The 20166-nt window shown below is 51.9% G+C and carries 17 protein-coding genes; all 17 read right to left on the bottom strand.

Going from position 1 to position 20166, the window contains the following annotated elements:
• Positions 1 to 677: 677 nt before the first annotated feature.
• Positions 678 to 1805 (bottom strand): radical SAM protein, encoded by a 1128-nt coding sequence (locus tag P1P89_12700; protein ID MDF1592367.1) that lies wholly within the window; start codon positions 1803 to 1805, stop codon positions 678 to 680.
• A 438-nt stretch (positions 1806 to 2243) separates the two neighbouring features.
• On the bottom strand, positions 2244 to 2627 hold the full coding sequence (locus tag P1P89_12695; protein ID MDF1592366.1) for a four helix bundle protein: 384 nt from the start codon (positions 2625 to 2627) through the stop codon (positions 2244 to 2246).
• A 37-nt stretch (positions 2628 to 2664) separates the two neighbouring features.
• Positions 2665 to 3621 (bottom strand): radical SAM protein, encoded by a 957-nt coding sequence (locus P1P89_12690; GenBank protein MDF1592365.1) that lies wholly within the window; start codon positions 3619 to 3621, stop codon positions 2665 to 2667.
• The gene (locus P1P89_12685; protein ID MDF1592364.1) at positions 3608 to 4690 is read right to left on the bottom strand and encodes an NAD(P)/FAD-dependent oxidoreductase; all 1083 of its coding nucleotides are present in this window, start codon (positions 4688 to 4690) and stop codon (positions 3608 to 3610) included. Before P1P89_12685 ends, P1P89_12690 begins: the two co-directional genes overlap by 14 nt.
• 123 nt (positions 4691 to 4813) lie before the next feature.
• Positions 4814 to 6373 carry a biotin/lipoate A/B protein ligase family protein gene (locus P1P89_12680; protein MDF1592363.1) on the bottom strand — a complete coding sequence of 520 codons (1560 nt, stop codon included), beginning with the start codon at positions 6371 to 6373 and terminating at the stop codon, positions 4814 to 4816.
• 178 nt (positions 6374 to 6551) lie between these two features.
• Positions 6552 to 7739, bottom strand: a complete 1188-nt coding sequence (locus P1P89_12675; protein MDF1592362.1) for a (Fe-S)-binding protein — start codon at positions 7737 to 7739, stop codon at positions 6552 to 6554.
• Position 7740: 1 nt separating this feature from the next.
• A complete protein-coding gene (gene gcvH, locus P1P89_12670) occupies positions 7741 to 8166 on the bottom strand; it encodes a glycine cleavage system protein GcvH (protein ID MDF1592361.1) in 426 nt (141 codons plus the stop codon).
• Complete coding sequence (locus tag P1P89_12665) at positions 8135 to 9295, bottom strand: (Fe-S)-binding protein (protein ID MDF1592360.1); 1161 nt, start codon at positions 9293 to 9295, stop codon at positions 8135 to 8137. The genes gcvH and P1P89_12665 overlap by 32 nt, the downstream gene beginning before the upstream one ends.
• Positions 9296 to 10675, bottom strand: coding sequence for an FAD-linked oxidase C-terminal domain-containing protein (locus P1P89_12660; GenBank protein ID MDF1592359.1), 1380 nt, complete (start codon positions 10673 to 10675; stop codon positions 9296 to 9298).
• Between the two features lie 203 nt (positions 10676 to 10878).
• The gene (locus P1P89_12655; GenBank protein MDF1592358.1) at positions 10879 to 11133 is read right to left on the bottom strand and encodes a hypothetical protein; all 255 of its coding nucleotides are present in this window, start codon (positions 11131 to 11133) and stop codon (positions 10879 to 10881) included.
• Positions 11134 to 11283, bottom strand: a complete 150-nt coding sequence (locus P1P89_12650) for a hypothetical protein (GenBank protein MDF1592357.1) — start codon at positions 11281 to 11283, stop codon at positions 11134 to 11136. It abuts the gene before it with no gap.
• Between the two features lie 35 nt (positions 11284 to 11318).
• On the bottom strand, positions 11319 to 13049 hold the full coding sequence (locus P1P89_12645; protein MDF1592356.1) for a respiratory nitrate reductase subunit gamma: 1731 nt from the start codon (positions 13047 to 13049) through the stop codon (positions 11319 to 11321).
• Positions 13046 to 14479, bottom strand: coding sequence for a nickel-dependent lactate racemase (larA, locus tag P1P89_12640; GenBank protein ID MDF1592355.1), 1434 nt, complete (start codon positions 14477 to 14479; stop codon positions 13046 to 13048). The genes P1P89_12645 and larA overlap by 4 nt, the downstream gene beginning before the upstream one ends.
• A 208-nt stretch (positions 14480 to 14687) precedes the next feature.
• Positions 14688 to 15833 (bottom strand): (Fe-S)-binding protein, encoded by a 1146-nt coding sequence (locus P1P89_12635; GenBank protein ID MDF1592354.1) that lies wholly within the window; start codon positions 15831 to 15833, stop codon positions 14688 to 14690.
• Between the two features lie 33 nt (positions 15834 to 15866).
• Positions 15867 to 17312 carry an FAD-binding oxidoreductase gene (locus P1P89_12630; protein ID MDF1592353.1) on the bottom strand — a complete coding sequence of 482 codons (1446 nt, stop codon included), beginning with the start codon at positions 17310 to 17312 and terminating at the stop codon, positions 15867 to 15869.
• A 47-nt stretch (positions 17313 to 17359) separates the two neighbouring features.
• Positions 17360 to 18748 (bottom strand): FAD-linked oxidase C-terminal domain-containing protein, encoded by a 1389-nt coding sequence (locus tag P1P89_12625; GenBank protein ID MDF1592352.1) that lies wholly within the window; start codon positions 18746 to 18748, stop codon positions 17360 to 17362.
• A gap of 70 nt (positions 18749 to 18818) precedes the next feature.
• On the bottom strand, positions 18819 to 20105 hold the full coding sequence (locus P1P89_12620; GenBank protein ID MDF1592351.1) for an iron-containing alcohol dehydrogenase: 1287 nt from the start codon (positions 20103 to 20105) through the stop codon (positions 18819 to 18821).
• Positions 20106 to 20166: the final 61 nt, after the last annotated feature.

Raw genomic sequence — 20166 nt, 5'->3', positions numbered from 1 at the left:
GCAACAGGGTGTCTTGGCTCCTCCATAACCGCATACTACACCATGTGGTCGGTTGAGTAAAGTGCATACCCACTTTTAAATAATTTCCCAGTTTACCAGACAATAAGCCCAATGCCTATTCCTAAAAAACAATCAAGAATTTCGTGCTCAAATCTGGTTAGAAGTACCAGATAACAATCAATCCTGAAAGAGAAAAACCGGCATATCAATGGGGGTTGCTTTGCCGTGATTTTTGAATCAAGGTCGGCGGCTTAATGGTCTTATGTAATTTTTTTTCATCTTGACAAAACAGCAGCCAGACCTTTTTAGTTTTTTTGGTAAGACCAATAATCTATTAAATTCATAGCAGTATATTTTAATGAATGTCAAGTAATTTTTAATCAAACAATATCAAATAAATATATATGATATTATTACATTTTATGTTTAATTGACTTTTTTGAGGTGCCACGTGCAACATTGTATGACCTGCAGTGAATGTGATAATAATTTTTCGATGGAATCAGAGGCTGTATCAACCGTTATTCGATATAATCCACTGTTGAGCTGAATCGATCCACAGCTAAAGTCCGTATAAAAAAGTCCGTATAAATCGGTTCTTTGAGAGAATGCGTTTGATCTCTTTAGCGAATATTGACGGCTATGGGTTTGATCAAATGGTAATATGGTCAGTCCATCTAAATCCCACTGGTCGGTGCTGTGCTTTCCGTTTTACGGTTTCGCCGCTTGATACTGGTGGCCGGTATCTCCGATTTACTTTCGGGGTTCATCTGGTTACGTATCCGTCGAATGTCCGTCCGATCGGGTTTAAAGGGAAAATTGCGGATATTCGGACCGGGCCTGGAATTGCCGAAAGGGCGGTTGCAGGCCACCTGACCGTCATTTCCGGTGCAGCCGCTTGTTTCAAAGGGACGGCCCGAATCGATGATGGCGTCAATTTCGCCGGTCGGTAGCCCGAAAGACTCTATTTGCCCATCCGGTGAGAAAGAAAAATCCGTAATGTGCCTTGCCTCTGTGTCAATGATATAGCGCGCTATCTGGATGCGGCGATACTGATCCATGGGCGGCGGCAGAAGTCCTTCCAAAGCCAGGGCGGACGATTCTTCCGGAAAGAATGAAAACAGGTGGGTGTTGCCGCCCATATCCTTGGCACGCTGTATTACCGCAGACATCTCTTTTTCGGTTTCACCCATTCCCACCATCAGATGGGGTCCGGCGTTTCCTTTGCCGAATATCCGTATGGAATCCGACAGGCATTGCCAGTAGATCTCCCATTTATGGGGACCCCCAACACCGGTTCCCCGGAATTTGTCAAACAGCTCCGGTGTCGCCAGGTCAATGGCGACACCGATTTTATCGGCCCCGGCAGCCTTAAAATCCGTTAGATCTTCCGGTTTCAGGATGGTGGGGGATATCAGCAGGGAAACCGGAACGTCTAAATGGGACCGCAACCGGCTGCACACGGTTTTCGTGTCTTTGACCGCGCGTTTATGGGTGACCATGGAGATGCATATTCGCTTGACGCGATCCCGCCTTGCAGAAATGCGCGCAATGATTTCTTCCAGACGATAGGTCGGCCATGTGACGCGGATGAAGCTCTTGCCGTCATAGGAACCGGGTCGTTTTTGGGAAAGACCGCAATAGGCGCATCGCGCCCGGCAGCCTTCATCGTATGTTAACAATAGATTAATGCAGTACAGCTTTGCATTGCGATAGAAAAGTCCCTGTTTAAAATCCAGTGTCATGGCTGCGGCCAGACTCATGCGCATGTATTCAGGGCTTTCTTTAGATTGTGTCGTGGTCATTTACTTTTACTCCGATAATTAAGTTCACGGTTCAAGGGTTTACGGTTCAAGGGTTCACGGTTCAAGGGTTCACGGTTCAAAGGTTCACGGTTCAAGGGTTCACGGTTCAAGGGTTCACGGTTCAAGGGTTCACGGTTCAAGGGTTCACGGTTCAAGGGTTTACGGTTCAAGGGTTCACGGTTCAAGGGTTTACGGTTCAAGGGTTCACGGTTCAAGGGTTCACGGTTCAAGGGTTTACGGTTCAAAGGTTCACGGTTCAAAGGTTCACGGTTCAAAGGTTCACGGTTTAAGGGCTCGAGGGTTCGGGATTCAAGAGTTAACGGATCAGCGTTTAGAGTTTATGAATTTTCTCGCTATCTTCCCAGAATCAACCTTTTAATTTTCTTGTTCTTAACCTTCTTAACCGTGAACCCAGAACCCCTGAACCGTGAACATTGTTTATTTTTCTTTATTGCGCTCCTCGTAATTTTTGAGATAGTTGATAAATCCGCGAACCGCAGCGCGGGTTTTCCTGGCCTGCTCATAGACATCTTTGAATTCTTTGAGCGATATATAGTTTTCATCCAAGGCGACATAGAGTTCGCTTTGAACCTCCGTGCACGATCGTTTTGAATATCGCAAAAATCGAATAAACTCGGCATTCGTTTCGGCATCGAAGCCTTCGGCAATATTGTGCATGGATGAGCCGGACGCTTCTTGTATCTGGCTTTTCAGACCATAGTCCTTGGCGAATTTAGGTTTCTTTGTGAGGGCATACACTTTGCGTGTCAATTCACGTGCCAGTCGCCAAGCTTCAATATCTTCAAATCGGTCAATTTTCATTGTTCTTCAACCTTGAACCTTGAACCGTGAACCCTACTCATACAAACATCCAGTCATCTATTTCCTCCACCCGCCTGGTTACCGAACAACAGGTGGGTTGATAATGGATCTTCAGGTTGTAATTTTTGGCGTGGGCCACGGCTTCTTCGGACGGCAGGGCCATGCGATTGACACCGGCATCGATTGCCAGGATTTCCAGGTCGGTGTTCCCTCTCTGGCGGGCGCAGCCCAGACTGATCTTAACCTGCGGCATTTTAATGCGGGTTTCAGCTATGATTTCGGCAACCGTTTCGGCATCTAAAGGATTCGTGTGCCAAAGGGGTGTGCCGGGAATTCTCATCAAAGAAACGACAACAACCTGTTCGACCCGAAACTGTGATATCATTTCCGCCGCTTTCTTTTCCCCTTTGATCTTGCCGTAGTGCAGCCCGCAGACAATGTGGGGTATGATGGCCAGGCCGGCGCGATGAAGCGCTTCCAGGGAATCATAAATGCGTGAAACGCCGAAGTCTACATGGTAAATATCTTTAAGGGTTTGATCATCGCCGACAACATCGATCAGGGCTTGATCAACCCCGGCTTCTTTCAACGCCAGGGCGGTTTGAAAATCAATGAGACCGCTGTGGATCGAAATGAAGAGGCCTGTCCGGGATTTAATTTGTTTGACTGCGGGAATAAAAGCGTCCCACGGCAAGCGGCCGTTTAGATCGCAGCCGCCGCTGATTAAGACGCCGACCGTTCCGTTTTTTTCGAGCTGAAGACATCGTTCCAGCAATTGCTCGGGGGAAACGGCCGGGATCATGGGTTCCAATATTTTAGATCGGCAATGGTCGCAACTAAGCGCGCATTGGCTTCCGGTAATGGAGATGGCCGGATATCTGCCGGTCTGATTGTTGGATATGAACATTCCGGGCAGGTAAAATATGATTTCGCGGCCCAGGTATTTCCAGGACAAATCCCGCGCTCTCTTTAATATGCCGCTAAGTTCCCGCATAGTATTCCTTGAATGCGACCCAGCAGTTTTTCAGGATGTTGTCGAGATCGTCCCAGCGGGATTCCATTTGCTGCCGCCGGCTGACGGCCCGCTGCATCGAGTCTCCGAAGAGATTCCGATATTCAGATTCATAGCCGGACAACACCTGCAGATTCTTTTCTTGAATTGCCCGGGCCGCCCAGGTGCCGGCCATCCGGCCGGCGGCTACCGCCGGGAATATACCGGCGCCTGTGATGGGGTGGGTATGGCCAGCGGCATCCCCAGCCAGCAGAACATTGCCGTGAACGATTTTTGAAACCGGTCCGGCCGGGATCCAGCCGGTTATGCGCCCGGAAGGGTTTGCCACTATTTTTCCTGCACGGCTGCACTGGGATGTAAAATATTCCAGAAGTCGTCCCAGGGGCGGCGGCCGGCGGCCTTTTTTCTTAATGCCCAGTCCCAGATTGGCCTGATCGCCTTTGGGGAACAGCCAGGCGTAGCCGCCATAGAAATCTTTGCTGAAATAGACTTCGGTAAATTCAAGCCGGTGTTTCAGGGGGACCCGAATCTGAATGGCGCGGATCAGATCATGGTGGGCGGCGCCGATCCATTCGGCAACGGTTGACAGAGGACCGTCGGCGCCGATAATGATTTTCGCTTTAATTTTTAAAGGGGGGCGGCCTTTGGGTTTGATAATGACGTCATCTCCATTTTGGGATACTGCTTTTGTGTTCAGCATGAGGTGGGCGCCGCTGTCGCATGCCGCCTGGACAAGCGTCTGATCGAATTGTTCACGATTAATGATGAATCCCGGGGACAGCGTTTCTTTTACTTCCCGGCCGGCAAGGAATGTTTTCATTCCCCGAACCGGTTGAACCAGATATTTCCGGCCGATATTCAGTTCGCCCACCAGCAGGGCAGGGATGTATTCGGCGCACTGCACCGGCAGCCCCACCACCGCACGGCGCTCAATCATCAGTACCTGCAAATTCGGGCGGGCGGCTGCAGCAGCGGCGGAGGCACCGGCCGGGCCGGCGCCCACCACAAGGATGTCACAGATAGCTGATGATGGCATGTCACTTGACTTCATTTTTACAATTCACCTTCAACCTTCGATTTCGTGTATTTAGGCTGAAGACTGAAGGTGGATTAGGTTGAAGGAAGGACAATTGAAACCTTACAGCCTTCAGCCTTTATACCTTCGACCTAAATTTCATCCAGCAACATTCAGAACGGTATTCAACAGGTCTAAATTCAAATGGGTCTGACTTTCAAACGTTCCGGCGTAGGCCTGTTTGGCCTGGTCCAGTTCGTAGCAGGTCGTGCTGTCGATTTCGAGCAAAATACCCGGAACCCCTGCGCGTTCAAAGTCATCCGCGTGTTTATTAAAAAATGGACGGCAACAGCAGCCGACAAAAGCAGACACGCCCGCGCTTTTCATTTTGTGCAATTCTGCCATCAAATCTTCAAAACTGGTAATGTTGACGATTTTCATTTTTTTCGCCCTGCCCATGTCTGATGCCGTACCGGTGGAGCAGTCACCGCAGGCGCGGCACCCTTTTTCATAGCGCAAATCACATTCTTTATCCTTGGCGCAGTAAGGGAGCAGCAGAACCGAAGGCCTTTTTGCCACGATTTCTTCAAAGGAGGCGTTGCAAACCGATATCTGATTGCAGAATTCCAGGGGGATATTGAACTTGGTTATTTCAACTTTCTCAATGGCTTGATCCAAAGGCTTGATAAAATCCCGGTAACCCATTCCGGGAATGACGATGCGACCTTCATCAAAAAACTGTTTGATCCTGTCGTGCAGAAGCGCCCGGTCCAGTCGCAGCCCTCTCAGGCGGGATTCCAGGTCAAACAGGGCCCGGGTCGGGAAAGAGAGAAAATCGCCGGTGATAAAAATATTTTTTATTTTTTTTTGGGGAAGTCCGACGATGATGGTGAAGCGAACCATGCCGGCTTCGGCTTTGTAGGCCGCCTGAATGACGTCGCTGCGTTTAAATTTGGGTTTTACGAAATCAATCCATTCGGACGATCGGTAGTAATTCACCTTTTTGTTGAAATGATCTTCTTCTTCCGGGGTCAGCCCACCCGGCCTGAATTCGACCCCCAGCTCCGCTGCGAAGCCTGCCAGAATAGCGGATTTAATTTTATCAAGGCCGGGGGTATAGCCGAGCTCCCAGTTCAGGCAGGTGACCCGTTCCTTGACCGAATCGATTTCCTTGGCTTTCAATTTTTCAACGGGAATTTTGAGGCTCTTCAGCATGGTGTCCACATCAAAATCCACCAGCATGGTTCCCTGAAACAGGAAAGCGCCGTCCGACTCGGTGCCGCCGGTGCCTGAGATTTTGCGGCCGTTGATCTCAATATCGTTGCGGGGCCGAAAACTGGATTGGAGGCCCAAACGCCCCAGGGCGGTAACCACCGGATTGCACAGGGTTCGGAAAAGTTTGGCGTTGGGAATGGTCAGGTTGAAAAAAGACTTGTCGCAAATGACTTCCCATCCGAGCTGGTTTTCGTCAAAAAAAATTGCGCCGCCGCCGGTGATGCGACGATTGATATGGATGCCTTCACGCCGGCAATAATCCACACGGATCTCTTCCTCAACAGACTGATGAAATCCGGTCAGGACCGCCCGGGGTGAAAACTGCAGAAAGTGAAGGGTGTTGGGTGTCTGGCCCAGGCCTTTCAACTCCACAAGGGTGTCATCCAGCGCCATGTTTTCGGCGGCCGTCATGGGCGGGGTATCCAGCAGGCGCCAGGTTGTCATCCGTCATACTCCTTAAATCGATTTAAAAACATTGAAGCGTTGGGTGGCCGGAAATCAGACGTCATGTTGAAATGCTTGTTGTCCGTAGTCCGTTGTCAGTTGTCGAATGCAACCGAATCAAGGGCTCATGTATTTGGCAACGGACAACGGACGACAATCAACGGACCCTGTCTTTTCTTCAGCGCTTTAACGCTCGATGAATCAACTGCGTAATGTCCATGACCTGCAGCGGGACTTTATTTCTTCTGACATAGGTCGTCATGGCGCGGACGCATTGCTGACACGAAGTGACGATCGCCTGGGCGCCGGTTTTCAAGGCCTCTTCAATTTTATTTTTGGCGATATCTCCGGAAAGGGTTGCGTCCATCATTTCAAGATTGCCGCCGCCGCCGCAGCACTGGCAATTCTCGCGGTTGTGCTCCAGTTCCACAAATTTAACGCCGGGAAGGCTGCGGATAACGTCGCGGGGTTCGTCAAAAACCCGGGCCCCCCGTCCCAGGTCGCAGGGGTCATGATACGTGACCGTTAATGCGAGCTCCTTCAGCGGTATGGCGCCGCTCTTGAGCAGTTTGATCAGGAACTGGGAGGCATGGGCGATTTCGAATTCAGGGGGGTAAAACTCCCGCCACATCTGATAGCAGGATGGGCAGGCGAAGATCACGGTTTTCGCACCCCTTTCGCGCACAACCGCAAGATTGTGATCCACGAATTCCCGGTGCAGTTCCTTTAAACCGGCGCCCAGCAGGGGAAATCCGCAGCACCATTCGTCTTCACCCAGCAGGGTGAAATTGACGCCGCCGGCTTCCAGGATTTCCGCCAGGGCCACGGGGATGTTCTGGGCCAGCGGAAAATAGGCCGCGACACAGCCCGTGAAATAAACCACGTCGGCTTTGGCGCGAATATAACCGTCTGCGGGGGTGTCGTCCATGTCCTCCACCCAGTCGGCGCGTTCTTCATTGTCTTCGGCAAAGACATTGTGGCTTTCGGCCAGGTTGCTGCGGATCATGTCAATTTTCTTGGGGAAATGATCGGAATGCACCAGATCCTGGCGCAGTGAAATCCAGAGGTCTTTTAAATGAATCCCCACCGGGCAGACTTCCTGGCAGTTGCCGCAGAGCGTGCAGCGAAAAACCGTGTCGCTGAAATCGTTCCATTCCTCGGGCGACGGTTCGGCCGACCGGAAAATTTTACGAAAGAGGCCGATCCTGCTTTTTAAAATCTGCTGCAGGCCTTTCATGCGGTATACCGCCGATAGCTTGCCTTCTTTGGAGGCGGTCACTGCCGGGCATATGTCGGCACACGCCTGACAGTTGGTACAGGCCTTCATTTCAAGCAACTGCCGCATGCTGTAGTCCTGGTTGGCCATTCTATTTCTCCTGGGCGTACTTTTCAATATCTGCCAGGACCCATTTTTCAACGGCGTCTTTCCCGTGAATCAGATTATTCAGTTCCGACAGGTCTTCCGGTTTGATTTTAAACAGCCAGCCCTTGCCGTAGCAGTCCTCATTGATGAGTTCGGGATTGGTTTCCAGCGCTTCGTTCACCGCCGCCAGTTCACCGCTGACCGGGGCATAGACCTTGCCCAGCCACTTGCCGGATTCCATCTTGGCGAATTTTGCACCTTGCTTAACCGCTTTGCCTTCACTGGGCAGCTGGATGTAGACGATCTCACCGGCCATTTTCTGGGCAAAATCGTCCATGCCCATAACGATCAGGTCGCCTTCCTGTTTGACCCAAAAATGATTCTGTTCGTAATACAGCTCATCCGGCAGATTGTAGCCTTGAATTTCCATGCGGTTCCTCCTTTTGGTTTTTCAATGATCCGTTTTCTTCCAGCAGTTCAATAATAAACTGGGTGGTCGTATAGATTTCGAATGGTTGTTTCCGTAATTTGGCATTGACAAGATTGTGAACACACGAATTGCATTCCGTCAAAACCACTGCAGCGCCGATTTCATCAACCTCGGTCAGGCGGCGCCGGGCCATGGCGATGGAGTTTTTGGCGTAAGCCCCGCGCACGCCGCCGCCGGCGCCGCAGCAGAGCGCGTCCACCCGGCTATGGGGCATTTCAACAAAATCGGGCGCAATTTTTTTGATGGTCTCCCGCGGGTCATCATAAATTTCACAGTGTCGACCGAGATCGCAAGGATCATGGTAGGTGACTTTTTTGTCGGTGCTGACCCCAAAATCAAAATCTTTCAGAAACTGCGAGATATGCAGGATTTTGATTCCTTTATCCAGGAGGGGTTTATACTGCGGCCGGTTGATGAACGTTCGGTAGCAATAGGGGCATCCGGTGAGGATCGTCTCGGCGCCGGTGGCCAGGATACGGTCCATATTGGTTCCCACATGGTCTTCATTGATGCTGAAGCCGACGTCTTCCAGGACCCCGCTGCAGCAGACTTCATCGATCAGGGTGTAATCAACGTTCAGGTGGTCCAGCAGTTTAAGGGTGGATTCGGTTGCGTCTTCTTCGCGAAAGGCGCCCACGCATCCGATAAAATACAGATACGGGGCTTTTTTATTTTTTGCTCTTTGAAAGTCGGCGGAGGCTGCCTCGGCATAGATGTTGGTATGCTTTTTCAAAACGTCGTTCATGCCGGTAAACGCCGGGTGGCAGGAGCCGATGTTGACCATGTCTTTTCGGACCTGCTTGATGATTTCCGGTACGTTGACCCCCGACGGGCAGTTCTTATAGCAGTTTGCACAGGTCGTGCACTGGAACAGGGTCTCAATCAGCTCATCATTGAGATCTATTTGTCCGTCCATGACCTCTTTTAAAACCAACATTTTGCCGCGAGCATTATAGGCGGGCCGCAAGGTAGCCCCAAAGACAGGGCAGACCGCCTGACAGAATCCGCAGCGCGAACATTTCAATACCTGTTCGCGATATTTTCGTGAAAAATCGTATTTCGCTTCCATTTACACCTCCAGCGCCATCTTGCCCGGGTTGAGAATATTATTCGGATCCAACATCTTTTTAATCGAACGCATGACATCCATTGCAGCCGCATCATGTTCCAGCGTCATATAAGGCGCTTTTTGCATACCGATGCCGTGTTCACCCGTCAGGGTTCCCCCCAGGCGGAGCGCCAGTTCAAAAATTTCGGCACTGGCGGCTTCCTGATCTTTAACCTGCTGGGGATCATAACCGTCGAACATGATTTGCGGGTGCAGGTTGCCGTCGCCGGCATGTCCGTAAGAGGCGATCATGATATTATGTTTTTTCGAGATCGCTTGAATGCCTTTGAGCAGGTCGGCAATTTTGCTCATGGGAACGGTGACATCTTCCAGAACAAAATGGGTCTTCATGCGGGCCAAAACACCGTATGCCGATTTTCGGGCGGCCCACAACTTGCCGGCTTCTTGGGCGGTTTTGGCCTCTTTGATCTGGCCGGCATGATTCTTTTTAAAAACACCGATTACTTTATTAATCTGATATTCGGTTTCGGCCTGGGTATAGCCGTCCGTTTCCGCCAAAAGGATGGCGTCCACCTCGGGCAGATCCAGGTCGGTATTCTGGTTGATGGCCATGATCAGGTCGCGCCCCATGATTTCCAGAACGCTGGGGATAATCCCGCTGTACATGATTTCACTGACGGCCCGGCCGGCATCCACCAGGTCGTCGAAGGTCGCCATGGCCATACTGGCGGCGGTTGTTTTGGGGTTGATTTTGAGCGTGATTTCGGTAACGACGCCCAGGGTTCCCTCGGAACCCACAAAAATCTTCGTCAGGTCATAACCGGAGACGCTTTTCATGGTTTTTGACCCGGTTCGCATGATGCGTCCGTCCGGTAAAACGATCTGCAGGCCCAGAACATAATCCCGGGTGGTTCCATATTTTGCGCCCTTGACGCCGCCGGCATTCGTGGCGACATTTCCTCCCAGGGTGGAGACCTTGCCGCTGGCCGGATCAGGCGGGAAGATAAACCCGTATGGCGCCAGCGCTTTTTCAAGGGCGGCGTATACCACCCCGGGCTGTACTATGGCCAGCCGGTCTTCAATACTGATTTTGACGATATTGTTCATGTGGTTCAGGTCCAGCACGATCCCGCCCTTAGCCGGCACCGCCATGCCGGCCAGGCCGGTGCCGCCGCCCCGGGGGATGACCGGTATGCGTTCACGGTTGGCCAGTTTTAAAATTTCCGATACCTGCTCGGCGGTTGTGGCCCATACCCCGCACAATGGCCGGTGGTGGTGTTCGGAAGCGTCGTAGGAGTACGACACCATATCAATCAGGCTGTCGGTATAATTGGGTTCGCCTACGATATCAATCAGCGCCTGTTTTAATTTTGCGTCCATTTAAATATCCTTCTTTATTGTTCCTCAGGGAATGCGATAAAAACCCTCGCCTTCGGGCAAAGACTTTCGTTCGATTATTATCCCAAAAGGGGTCAAGGGGTCTGTAAACTTGTCTGAATGGTTTTCACTCGAACCCTTGAACCCTTGCATCCTTGACCCCCTCAAGTTTATCACCTTAAGGCGATAGTAATTTATTAAATACGTTATCCGGGCGAGCCGGATAGCAGTTCGTATGTAAACTTGTTTTCACCACTCAGCATTTTAGAAACCTCGCATCCCCTGGCGGAATTAAACAGAATGGTTCTTTCACGCGGGGTCAGGTTTTTTCCCAGATCAATCCGGATGTCGAAGTTTGTTGACCAGGATCTGCCGGCACGAATCTCATAGCTGATGCGGACATCAACAACATCCAGACTGATTTTTTTATTGTCTGCAACCGCAGCCATGGTCAGGACCATTCAGCTTCCCAGTGCGCCCGCAACCAGCCCAACCGGGCAATGATACGGTTCATCATTGATGTCCCGGCGGGAAACCCGGATGGATCTGCCGCCCATTTGAACCTCGGCCTGTCCGTCAGCCAATCGAATGTGGGCCGAATTATCGCGCATAGGTGCTTTTCCTGCCTTTCCCGGTAAGACTCCCGTCAGGTTTTTTGGGTATGTCCTGATTCCGATAACGTTCGCATCGCCAGGGTAATCGGTGCGATAACCATGTGAATGAGACGGCTGAACGGCAGATAAGCGACAAACACGCCGGTAACGATTGCGTGCAGATACCATATATAACCGTAAAAATCCGTTATACCGGCGGCGCCGGAAAACAGCAGGCTGATGCCATAGCCTGCAAACGCATATCCGGAACCGTCCGGCCAGCCTGTCATGGCAATGCGCAAGGCTTCCAGGATAAAACCGACAATGACAATTCCACCGATCAGGCTTAAGGCCAAGCGGTCCTGGCCGGGCAGATTCGGGGGCAGGGATGTCTTCCGCTGAAGGCCCCGGATAAATGCCATGGCTACTCCCAGCAGGATCAGGATGCCGCTAAGATCAAACAGAAAGGCGGTATAGGGATGGTTTTTGTCCAGCATAAACCAGAGGGATGACCACTCCGGTTTCCATGATGAGGCCAGCAGCGCCGTCAAGCCCCAGCAAAACCGGAAACCAAAAGATAGAAAAATAAAACTGTGGATCAGCCAGCGCCAGGCGGATTTATGATAAAGGCGTCTTTGCAGCAGCACATCCAGGAAGAGGGCCTTTAAAATTACAGAGATCTTGGGCGAAAAAACGGCTTTGACGGCAGCCATGATCAGGTGAAATATTTTTTGTATCACACCGGCCTGGGTCCGGTCGGGGATGCTTCCGGTGAGCACCACCGAGAACATCAGGGCCAGACCGGCGGCAAAAATCAGCAGGGCAACAATGCTGACGGCATCAGCTGCAGAGAATGTGGCTGCGTGGCAGGGCATGCACAAAAGACTTTTGGCCGGCAGCACCATCGCCGCCGCACCGATTTCATTTTTACTGATATGACAGCGCCGGCACGACGCTTTGTTATCATTACGCTCCATGGCGTGGATTGTCAGCGGCGTTCCCAGGAGGCGCTGTTTATGCCATAGCACTTTTTTGGATTGAGGGTCACGGGACGCTTCAACGTTATTCAGATGGCAGGCCTGACAACTCACCAGGGAGTGAGCGTCATGCGCCGTCTTTTCATTATGGCGCACGTGGCACTGCAGGCAGTCGCCCTGTACTTGATCGGCATGATTGAAGGCTGCGGCCCGGGGATGACAGGCCAGGCAGGCGACCTCGGCATGGGGCACGGATTGATAGGACCCGGGGTCTATCAACGGAATTATTTGAGCGGCAACCGCCTGGGTCCGGGTTCCGGTCTGGGCATGACAATGGAAACAGAAAGCCGCTATTTTGTGCGGTTCGTCGGTTTCGCTCAGACCGTGGCAATCCATACAGAGACGGTCCGCTTTTGATAAGGAATCCTTATCGGCCGCAACTGTCTCAGCCGATTCCTGACCGATGGGGAGCTGGTAGTGGGGGTTATGGCACTGAATGCAGTTTTCATATTTTTTGGGGTCATCGGCTTTTTGGGAGCCGTGACGGCCTTTGTCCAGTGTTTCCTGAACGGTGTCATGGCAGTTCATGCAGTTGTCGGCAGTGAAAAAATCCGACAGTTGCCTGTTGACCTTGAGCGGATCGGGATGAAGTTTTTCAGCGGCGATATTCTCATGACAATCCTGGCAGGAAATCTCCCGATGGACCGAGGCTGAAAATTTTTCAAAATCAATCAGCCAGGAGGCATCAGTAACCGTCGGCAATGCCATCAGCAATAATATGAACAAGGCAAGTAGTGTCTTTTTCATAATCCTGTCATCGCCATTGGAATCGCATACGGCCCTTCGTCGATAAACGCCATGGTCGGTGTGCGGCCTTTGAACTTCGGGTGTGTGGCGGCGTAAATAACGGCATTCTGGAACATGGCGGCAGCTTTTTCCTTATCGGAACGAAACGCGGTAGCCGGATCGATGAATTGATATCCGTTCATCCCCGGGATGATCTTGTAGTCCTTCTCGGGGATCTGTGTGGCGCAGTAGATCAGACCGTCGGCGCCTACCTTGCGGATGGGTTTTCCCCACATCTCAGGCTCCCATTGGTCTTTGGTAAAGACCCAGTCCGGATGCTGCAGCATGGAGATGTAGCCGTCCGGTCCCAGAATTTTAAACAAATGCAGCAGGGTCTGGTATTCTCTGGAGCCGATGGGTTCCTTGTCCACATTGTTGGCAACCATGACGATAAAGCCGTTTTCCTTGACGGCCGGGATGGCGCCCACGGCGCTTTTCACACTCTGATAATGATCCCGGCCGACATATCCGCCATGCGTCAGGATAATGTCGTACGGTTCTTTGATGGGGATTTGAACAAATTCCTTCATGGCTTCAACAGCCGCCTGATGGGCTTTAATCAGATCGCCCCCGAAAACGCCGGTAATGCACAGGGTGTTGTCGAGGGTGGTGCTGATCATAAAATCAACCCCGACGGTTTGGGCCACCTCAATGGCCTCTTCGTGGCACGGGTTTCCTTCCAAGACCAGGTTGGTGGCGTTGGGGTGTTCCAGAAATTCAACGCCATGAAATTTTTGAATGGTTTTGGTGTTCGTCAGGGCAGGGCAGACCGCTTTACGGCCGCCGGAGACGCCGGTCATAAAATGGCTCTCCACCAGTCCGGTGACGATCTTGATGTCGGATTCGAAGAAAATTTTGTTCAGATAAACATCGGTTCCCCGGCTGGTGTGGGCCGCCAGCACCTGGGTGGATAAGTCTTCGCAGTCATGATCCACAATCCGGTAATTGTCCACGATTTCCCGGCCGTACATGAAAATTCGCTCCTCAGGGGTGCTGGGGCGGTGCATGCCGTTGCCGATGACGATGACAATGTTGCTTTTTTTCACGCCGGCCTTTTCGATGATTTCCACCAGGGGTAAGAGGACGCCGTTTTCGCCTTTATAGGGGACCGGCCGGGTGATGTCGGAAACGGTGATGCAAACCGACAGTTCATCGGCCGGTTTCGCTTTCGATCGAATGATTTCCGGCAACGTCGGCGATCCGATGGGGTGGTTCAGGCTATGTGCAATTTCATCTTTAGAGCTGGTTAAACAGGGCATCCGTTTCATGTTCAGGGTGACGCAATTGGGCGGCACGGCAATATCCAGAAAATCCTTGCCGAATTCGACCTTGATTTTTTTCCAGTTTGAAACATCCGCCGTGCGGATCCTATCTGCTATTATTTTATCCATGATCACCTTCCAGAATTATAATCTTTGGGTTTCATCCTCCGCAGCTTGCTGCGCGTGGCAATCTATCATGCCAGTGAATGTGTTAGATACTTTAAAGTATCCAGGAGCCAGGAGTCAGAATCCAGAAGAATAGGGCTGATAAGAAAGTCGATTGTATGGTTTTTATTCTGTCTCCTAAATTCCGGCTTCTGAATTCTTGATACTCCGCTTATTCCATGGCTTCGACCACCAGTTCCGTCAGATCTTTTACCGCCAGTTCGGTTTTGGTGCGTTTGGCCCGCGTGGCCATGGTGCGCACACACTGCTGGCAGGCGGTAACCACCATTTCGGCGCCCACGCTTTGGATCGCATCGAGCTTCATCTGGGCAACCTGGGCGGAAAGATCCGCATCGGTCATTTCCACATTGCCGCCGCCGCCGCAGCAGACCGAAAACTTGCGGTTCATCGGCAGTTCAACAAAGTCGATCCCGGGAATCGCTTTGATAACTTCGCGGGGTTCCTCGTAAACGCCGGTGTTGCGGCCGAGGTCGCAGGGATCGTGATAGGTCGTGCGGATCTTGATTTCCTTTTTGAGCTTGATGCGTCCGGCTTTAATCAGTTGATTGATAAACTGGCTGGCATGGACCAGTTCGACGTCGGCGCCGTATTGATGTTTCCAGGTATGAAAACAGGAAGGGCAGGTAAAGACAACCTTCTTGGCGCCCACCTCGACAACTTTTTTCAGATTGTGCGCTTTCATCAGCTCCAGCTTTTCAGGCATGCCGGCGCCGATAAGGGGAAACCCGCAGCACCATTCATCGCCGCCCAGGATGGTGAAGTCGATCCCTGCTTTTTTCATGATGGTGGCCATATTGGCCGGGATTTTCTGCACCATGGGAAAGAAGGAAGCGACGCAGCCCACAAAGAAAAGAACTTCGGCCTTTTCTTTTTCAAAGTTTTCTTCGGGCAGGTTCTTGATCAATTCCTGCCACTCGGCGCGTTCGTCCTGATCATCGTCGGAAATGTTTTTCGTACCCTCCAGGGTTTTGACCAGGCGGTCGGTAATTTTAGGATAAAAGCCCTCGCCGACCTGGCATTCCCGATCACGGAAAATCAGCTCCTTGGTTTTAACGCTGGACAGGCAAACAGCCTCGCAGGCGCCGCAGCCCAGACAGGTAAAAATAGCGTTTTCAGTATCTTCGTTCAACTGCAGTTTATTTTCGATGGCAAAACGGGTGATGGCATTGCGACCCCGGGATGAGAAGGCTTCCTTCTTTTTGACCAGATAGGTCGGACAGCTGGGCAGGCAGAAACCGCACTTGTTGCATTTGGCGACTTTGTCATAGGATAATTTTTTTAACTGGACGATGTTCATATGAATTACCTCATACCATTATAAACGAAATAATTAAAGACCGCCGACAAAGCGTCCGGGAGACATGACGCCATTGGGATCCAATTGTTTTTTCAGCAGCCTCATGGCCACAAAATCGGAACCGGTTTCCCCCCAGATTTTCAGCTTCGGTTTCATGTCCGTCGGTGCATTCTGAATAACCGTGTTGCCGCCGGCCTTGCGGCTCAGCTGCAATAATTCTTCCAGAAAAACGGCCGATTTTTGCTTTAGAGCGTCGGCCGCTTCATCCATCAGAAGATTGATCAGACAGATGCCGCTGCCGGAATGCGCCTGGAGGGTATGCGGGATCTTGAGCGTGGTCAGGGCATTGTCCGTAAATTCAAGGATATCCTGCCATTGTGAAATACGGCAGTTGACTTTAGCCCGGATCAGGTTGCTGTCTTTCGCGTCGAGAACAGCGGCCTGATCACTGACGGCCAGCCAGAACTGCAGGTGTTTGTGTTCATCGAAAACGGCGTCGGCATCGGCGCCGTTGTTTTTGGCCAGCAACACCATTTCCCGCTCCATGCGGTCGACGGCCGGGGCGAAGGCTTCCAGGGAGAGCGCCACAACAAACCGGCCCGGCGAAAAATCCGGCGCACCTGTGAAATCGAGATGCCCATAAGCAGCCGCGTTCATGGTTTCAATTGCTGCGGGCAGGAGCTTGGTCTTCAGGATGCTTTTGACAAAACCATGGGCGGCGGCAAGGGAATTAAAACCGAAAAGAAGGGTTTCCATCTTTTCGGGCAGCGGCATCAGGCGAAACGTCATTTCGGTAATAATTCCCAGACTTCCCATGGAGCCGACCATGAGCTTGGAGACGTCGTAACCGGAAACATTTTTGACGGTTTTGCCGCCGGAGCCGGGCATGCCGCCCTGGGGGGTTACAAACCGGACGCCCAGGATGATGTCCCGCGGGAGATTGTACAAAAGGCGCCGGGGGCCGCTGGCGTTGCCGGCGACAACACCGCCGATGGTTGCTTTTTCGCTGCAGGGCGGGTCCAGCGGAATAAAGCAGCCGCTGTGGGAGCGGTCCGAGCAGATGATTTCATCCGGGGCGATATCCAGGTCTTCCAGCGGCAGGTAACAGCGATCCTCTTCAGTTGCCAGGCGGGCCTGGATGTCTCTGAGTTTGACCCCCGCTTCAACAGTGATGGTCAGATTCTGGGTGTCGACATCGAGCATGTGATTCAGGCGTTTGGTAGAGATCACCAGGTCCAGTTTTTCAGGAGGATTTCCCATCCTGATCTGGGAACCGCTGCCCCAGGGGACAATGGAGAGATGGTGCGCATTCGCAAACTTCACCGCGTCGGATACTTCAGTTGTATTTTTAGGGAAAATAACTGCAGCCGGCGTCAATCCGTCAATCGCGTATTGCGCGACTGTCGCCGCATCGGTTTTAACGAAATCCCGGCCTATTTTTTCCGATATATTTTTCAATTTTTCTGTTAAATCTGGCACGTGAAAACTCCTTGGTTTAGTCGCTAGGGTTTTTATCAGACAGCTATCTATGCGCTTTGGGCTGCCGGAATCATTTTGCCCGGGTTCAGGATATCATCGGCGTCAAAGGCGGATTTGATATCGCGCTCCAACTGGAGGTCGCCCGCGTTGAAAATGAAATGGGTTTCCTTGAGTTTTTCAAGTCCGACGCCATGCTCGCCGCTGATGGTTCCGCCCGCATCGACGCACAGTTTCAGGATTTCCGTTGAAATCTTGTGAACCCGCTGCAGTTCATCCGGATCTCTTTCATCGAACATAATCAGCGGATGCAGATTGCCGTCGCCGGCATGGAACACGTTGCCGATGGGCAGATTATATTTTTTGCCGATGGCGACAACCTTATTCAACACCTCCGGCAGCTTGGTGCGGGGCACCGTGCCGTCACAGCACAGGTAACTGGGGCGGACCTGACCCACGGAGCCAAAAGCGCCTTTGCGTCCGGCCCACAGGATTGCCCGTTCATTTTCGTTTTTTGCCAGTTTGACTTCACGGACGTTGTTCTTTTTGCAGATTTCCATGATCTTGAGGGCTTTTTCATCCATGCCTTCGGGCATGCCGTCCAGTTCGATTATCAGGACGGCGGCTGCATCCAGGGGATACCCGACCTTGATGGTCTCTTCGACGGCGCGCATGACGGTGTTGTCCATCATTTCCAGGGTGGCGGGAATAATCCCTTCGGCAATAATGGCCGAAACCGTGTTGGCGCCGTCCTCGATGGTTTCATATATTGCCAGCATGGTTTTAACGGCCTCCGGTGCTTTTTCCAGTTTCAGGATCACCTTGGTCACCAGGCCGATGGTGCCTTCACTGCCCACAAACAGGCCGGTCAAATCAAAGCCGGGATTGTCGCGCGATTCCCCGCCGCTTTGGATCACGGTGCCGTCAATCAGAACCACTTCAAGACCCTGAACGTGGTTGGAGGTAACGCCGTACTTAAGGCAGTGAGGGCCGCCGGAGTTTTCGCCGACATTGCCGCCCAGCGTGGAGACTTTCTGGCTGGCCGGGTCGGGCTGGTAAATGTACCCATCCTTCAGTATCCGGGTCTGCAGATCGAGGGTGATTACACCGGGTTCTGCGGTAGCCGTCAGGTTTTCATAATCGAGATTCAGAATGCGATTCATTCGTGAGAAGTGAAGGACAATCCCGCCCTTGGTCGGTATGGTTCCGCCGGTCAGATTGGTGCCCGAGCCCCGCCCCAGAATCGGAATTTTTTCCTGGTAAGCCAATGACATTATTTTAGAGACTTCTTCGGTTGAATCGGGCAGCACGACGACATCCGGCTTTCCTTTTTCCAGGGACGCATCATAGCTGTATAGGGCAAGATCCATCTCCGATGTGAGGACATATTCCGGGTCGACGATTTCTTTCAATCGTTTGGCCAGTTCCTGTTTGTCCATAAAAACCTCCCGGTCAAAATTGATTTTATTAATATAAATTGGGTATGTGTAAAAGGTGGATAACGTTCAGTTATTGCATGTTCTTTACTGATTCCAGATTGCCATCCCAGGCCGCCTCAAGGATCGGTCGCATATATTCATCCAGCAGGTCGGCATTGAGGGGAACGGGCATATTCCTCAGCTTCATATCAAGCTGGGGGTCCTTGGCTGCTGTGAGACAACGATCAATGTGCTTGGGATCGACCCCCTGTACCTGCTGCAGACAGGTCGGAAACCCTAAAAATGTGCTGAAATTGATCATGGCGCCGGCAACTGCCAGGCCCAGTTCCCGGCCGGACAAGGTGTCGATTTTTTCTTTGGTGTACCCATATTTTTGATAAATATGGCCGATCACACGCAGTTGCGCTTCGATGGCCGGCGCAAAAAAGACGGTGTAGTAGGGGTTCATGAGGGCACAGGCCCGACCGTGTGAAAGTACGTCGATCAAAGAAAAGCTGTTTAAATGCGCCCCGGAGGTCCCACCGACCATAATGGCATAACCGCCCAGGTCGGTTCCCAGCCCCAGCAGCGTTCTGGCTTCGGTATTGCCCGGATCTTTTTTTACTTGCGTGAGCCCCTTGATAATGAGTTCAATGCCCAGTTCGGCTATCTGCCGGGTCTTGTCTCGGACGTCAGGGGGTGCGCCGAAATATACTTCCAGACAGTGGGCAATGCCGTCGAGACCGCCGTCGAGGGTCAAATTCATGGGTTGGGTGATGGTGACATCATAATCAAAAACCGCCCGCGGCGGAATGATGGCTTCGTCGACAATCAGTTTCTTTTGCCCGGCCACCGGGTCGGTAATATTGGAATACTTGGTCAGATGCGCGCCGGAACTGGCCGCCATCATAATGGCGATAACCGGCATGATGCTGCGGTTTGAGGATTGACAGACGTTGCTGACCTGCCCGACACCGAAAAACGGGTCGATTTCAGGCTGAATATCGCCCAGACTGGCCAGCATGGCGGCGGCTTTGACTGCGTCTATGCCCGATCCGCCGTCCGCCACAACCAGCATCTCCGGTTTTTTATGCATGATGTGGCTGTGGATGCGATAGACATCCACAAATGGCGCATTGGCGGCGGCTGAACGGACTGAGCCCACAACGGTGACATTATTTGCCGTTAGTGAGTTTTGAATCCGTTCTTTGACGGGCTGGAACCACCTGAAGTTCAGCGGTCCGATGAACAGGGCTTTTTTTCCGAATTCAGACGCAAACCTGCCCGGCGCCTTGCCTAAAATGTCACTGCCGAAAGCGTAGGTATTTCCCTTGAATGTTTTTAACAGGCTTGCAGCCTGCTCCTTTAGATCGGACATAATAAGGTATCTCCTCTAACGGGTATTTATCGAAGAATAGGGGGCGGAATCCGTTATCAGG

This window comes from Desulfobacterales bacterium, from assembly GCA_029211065.1.
Classification (GTDB): domain Bacteria; phylum Desulfobacterota; class Desulfobacteria; order Desulfobacterales; family JARGFK01; genus JARGFK01.
Note: the sequence above shows the minus strand (reverse complement) of the source record. Positions and strands in the feature narration are given on the sequence as shown.

Excerpts from the sequence above, each read along its gene's own strand:
- P1P89_12645 (MDF1592356.1), bottom strand. The coding sequence starts at position 13,049 with ATGAAAAAGACACTACTTGCCTTGTTCATATTATTGCTGATGGCATTG.
- P1P89_12655 (MDF1592358.1), bottom strand. The coding sequence starts at position 11,133 with ATGGTCCTGACCATGGCTGCGGTTGCAGACAATAAAAAAATCAGTCTG.
- larA (MDF1592355.1), bottom strand. The coding sequence starts at position 14,479 with ATGGATAAAATAATAGCAGATAGGATCCGCACGGCGGATGTTTCAAAC.
- P1P89_12650 (MDF1592357.1), bottom strand. The coding sequence starts at position 11,283 with ATGCGCGATAATTCGGCCCACATTCGATTGGCTGACGGACAGGCCGAG.
- P1P89_12635 (MDF1592354.1), bottom strand. The coding sequence starts at position 15,833 with ATGAACATCGTCCAGTTAAAAAAATTATCCTATGACAAAGTCGCCAAA.
- P1P89_12695 (MDF1592366.1), bottom strand. The coding sequence starts at position 2,627 with ATGAAAATTGACCGATTTGAAGATATTGAAGCTTGGCGACTGGCACGT.
- P1P89_12700 (MDF1592367.1), bottom strand. The coding sequence starts at position 1,805 with ATGACCACGACACAATCTAAAGAAAGCCCTGAATACATGCGCATGAGT.
- gcvH (MDF1592361.1), bottom strand. The coding sequence starts at position 8,166 with ATGGAAATTCAAGGCTACAATCTGCCGGATGAGCTGTATTACGAACAG.
- P1P89_12675 (MDF1592362.1), bottom strand. The coding sequence starts at position 7,739 with ATGGCCAACCAGGACTACAGCATGCGGCAGTTGCTTGAAATGAAGGCC.
- P1P89_12680 (MDF1592363.1), bottom strand. The coding sequence starts at position 6,373 with ATGACAACCTGGCGCCTGCTGGATACCCCGCCCATGACGGCCGCCGAA.
- P1P89_12660 (MDF1592359.1), bottom strand. The coding sequence starts at position 10,675 with ATGGACGCAAAATTAAAACAGGCGCTGATTGATATCGTAGGCGAACCC.
- P1P89_12620 (MDF1592351.1), bottom strand. The coding sequence starts at position 20,105 with ATGTCCGATCTAAAGGAGCAGGCTGCAAGCCTGTTAAAAACATTCAAG.
- P1P89_12625 (MDF1592352.1), bottom strand. The coding sequence starts at position 18,748 with ATGGACAAACAGGAACTGGCCAAACGATTGAAAGAAATCGTCGACCCG.
- P1P89_12685 (MDF1592364.1), bottom strand. The coding sequence starts at position 4,690 with ATGAAGTCAAGTGACATGCCATCATCAGCTATCTGTGACATCCTTGTG.
- P1P89_12665 (MDF1592360.1), bottom strand. The coding sequence starts at position 9,295 with ATGGAAGCGAAATACGATTTTTCACGAAAATATCGCGAACAGGTATTG.
- P1P89_12690 (MDF1592365.1), bottom strand. The coding sequence starts at position 3,621 with ATGCGGGAACTTAGCGGCATATTAAAGAGAGCGCGGGATTTGTCCTGG.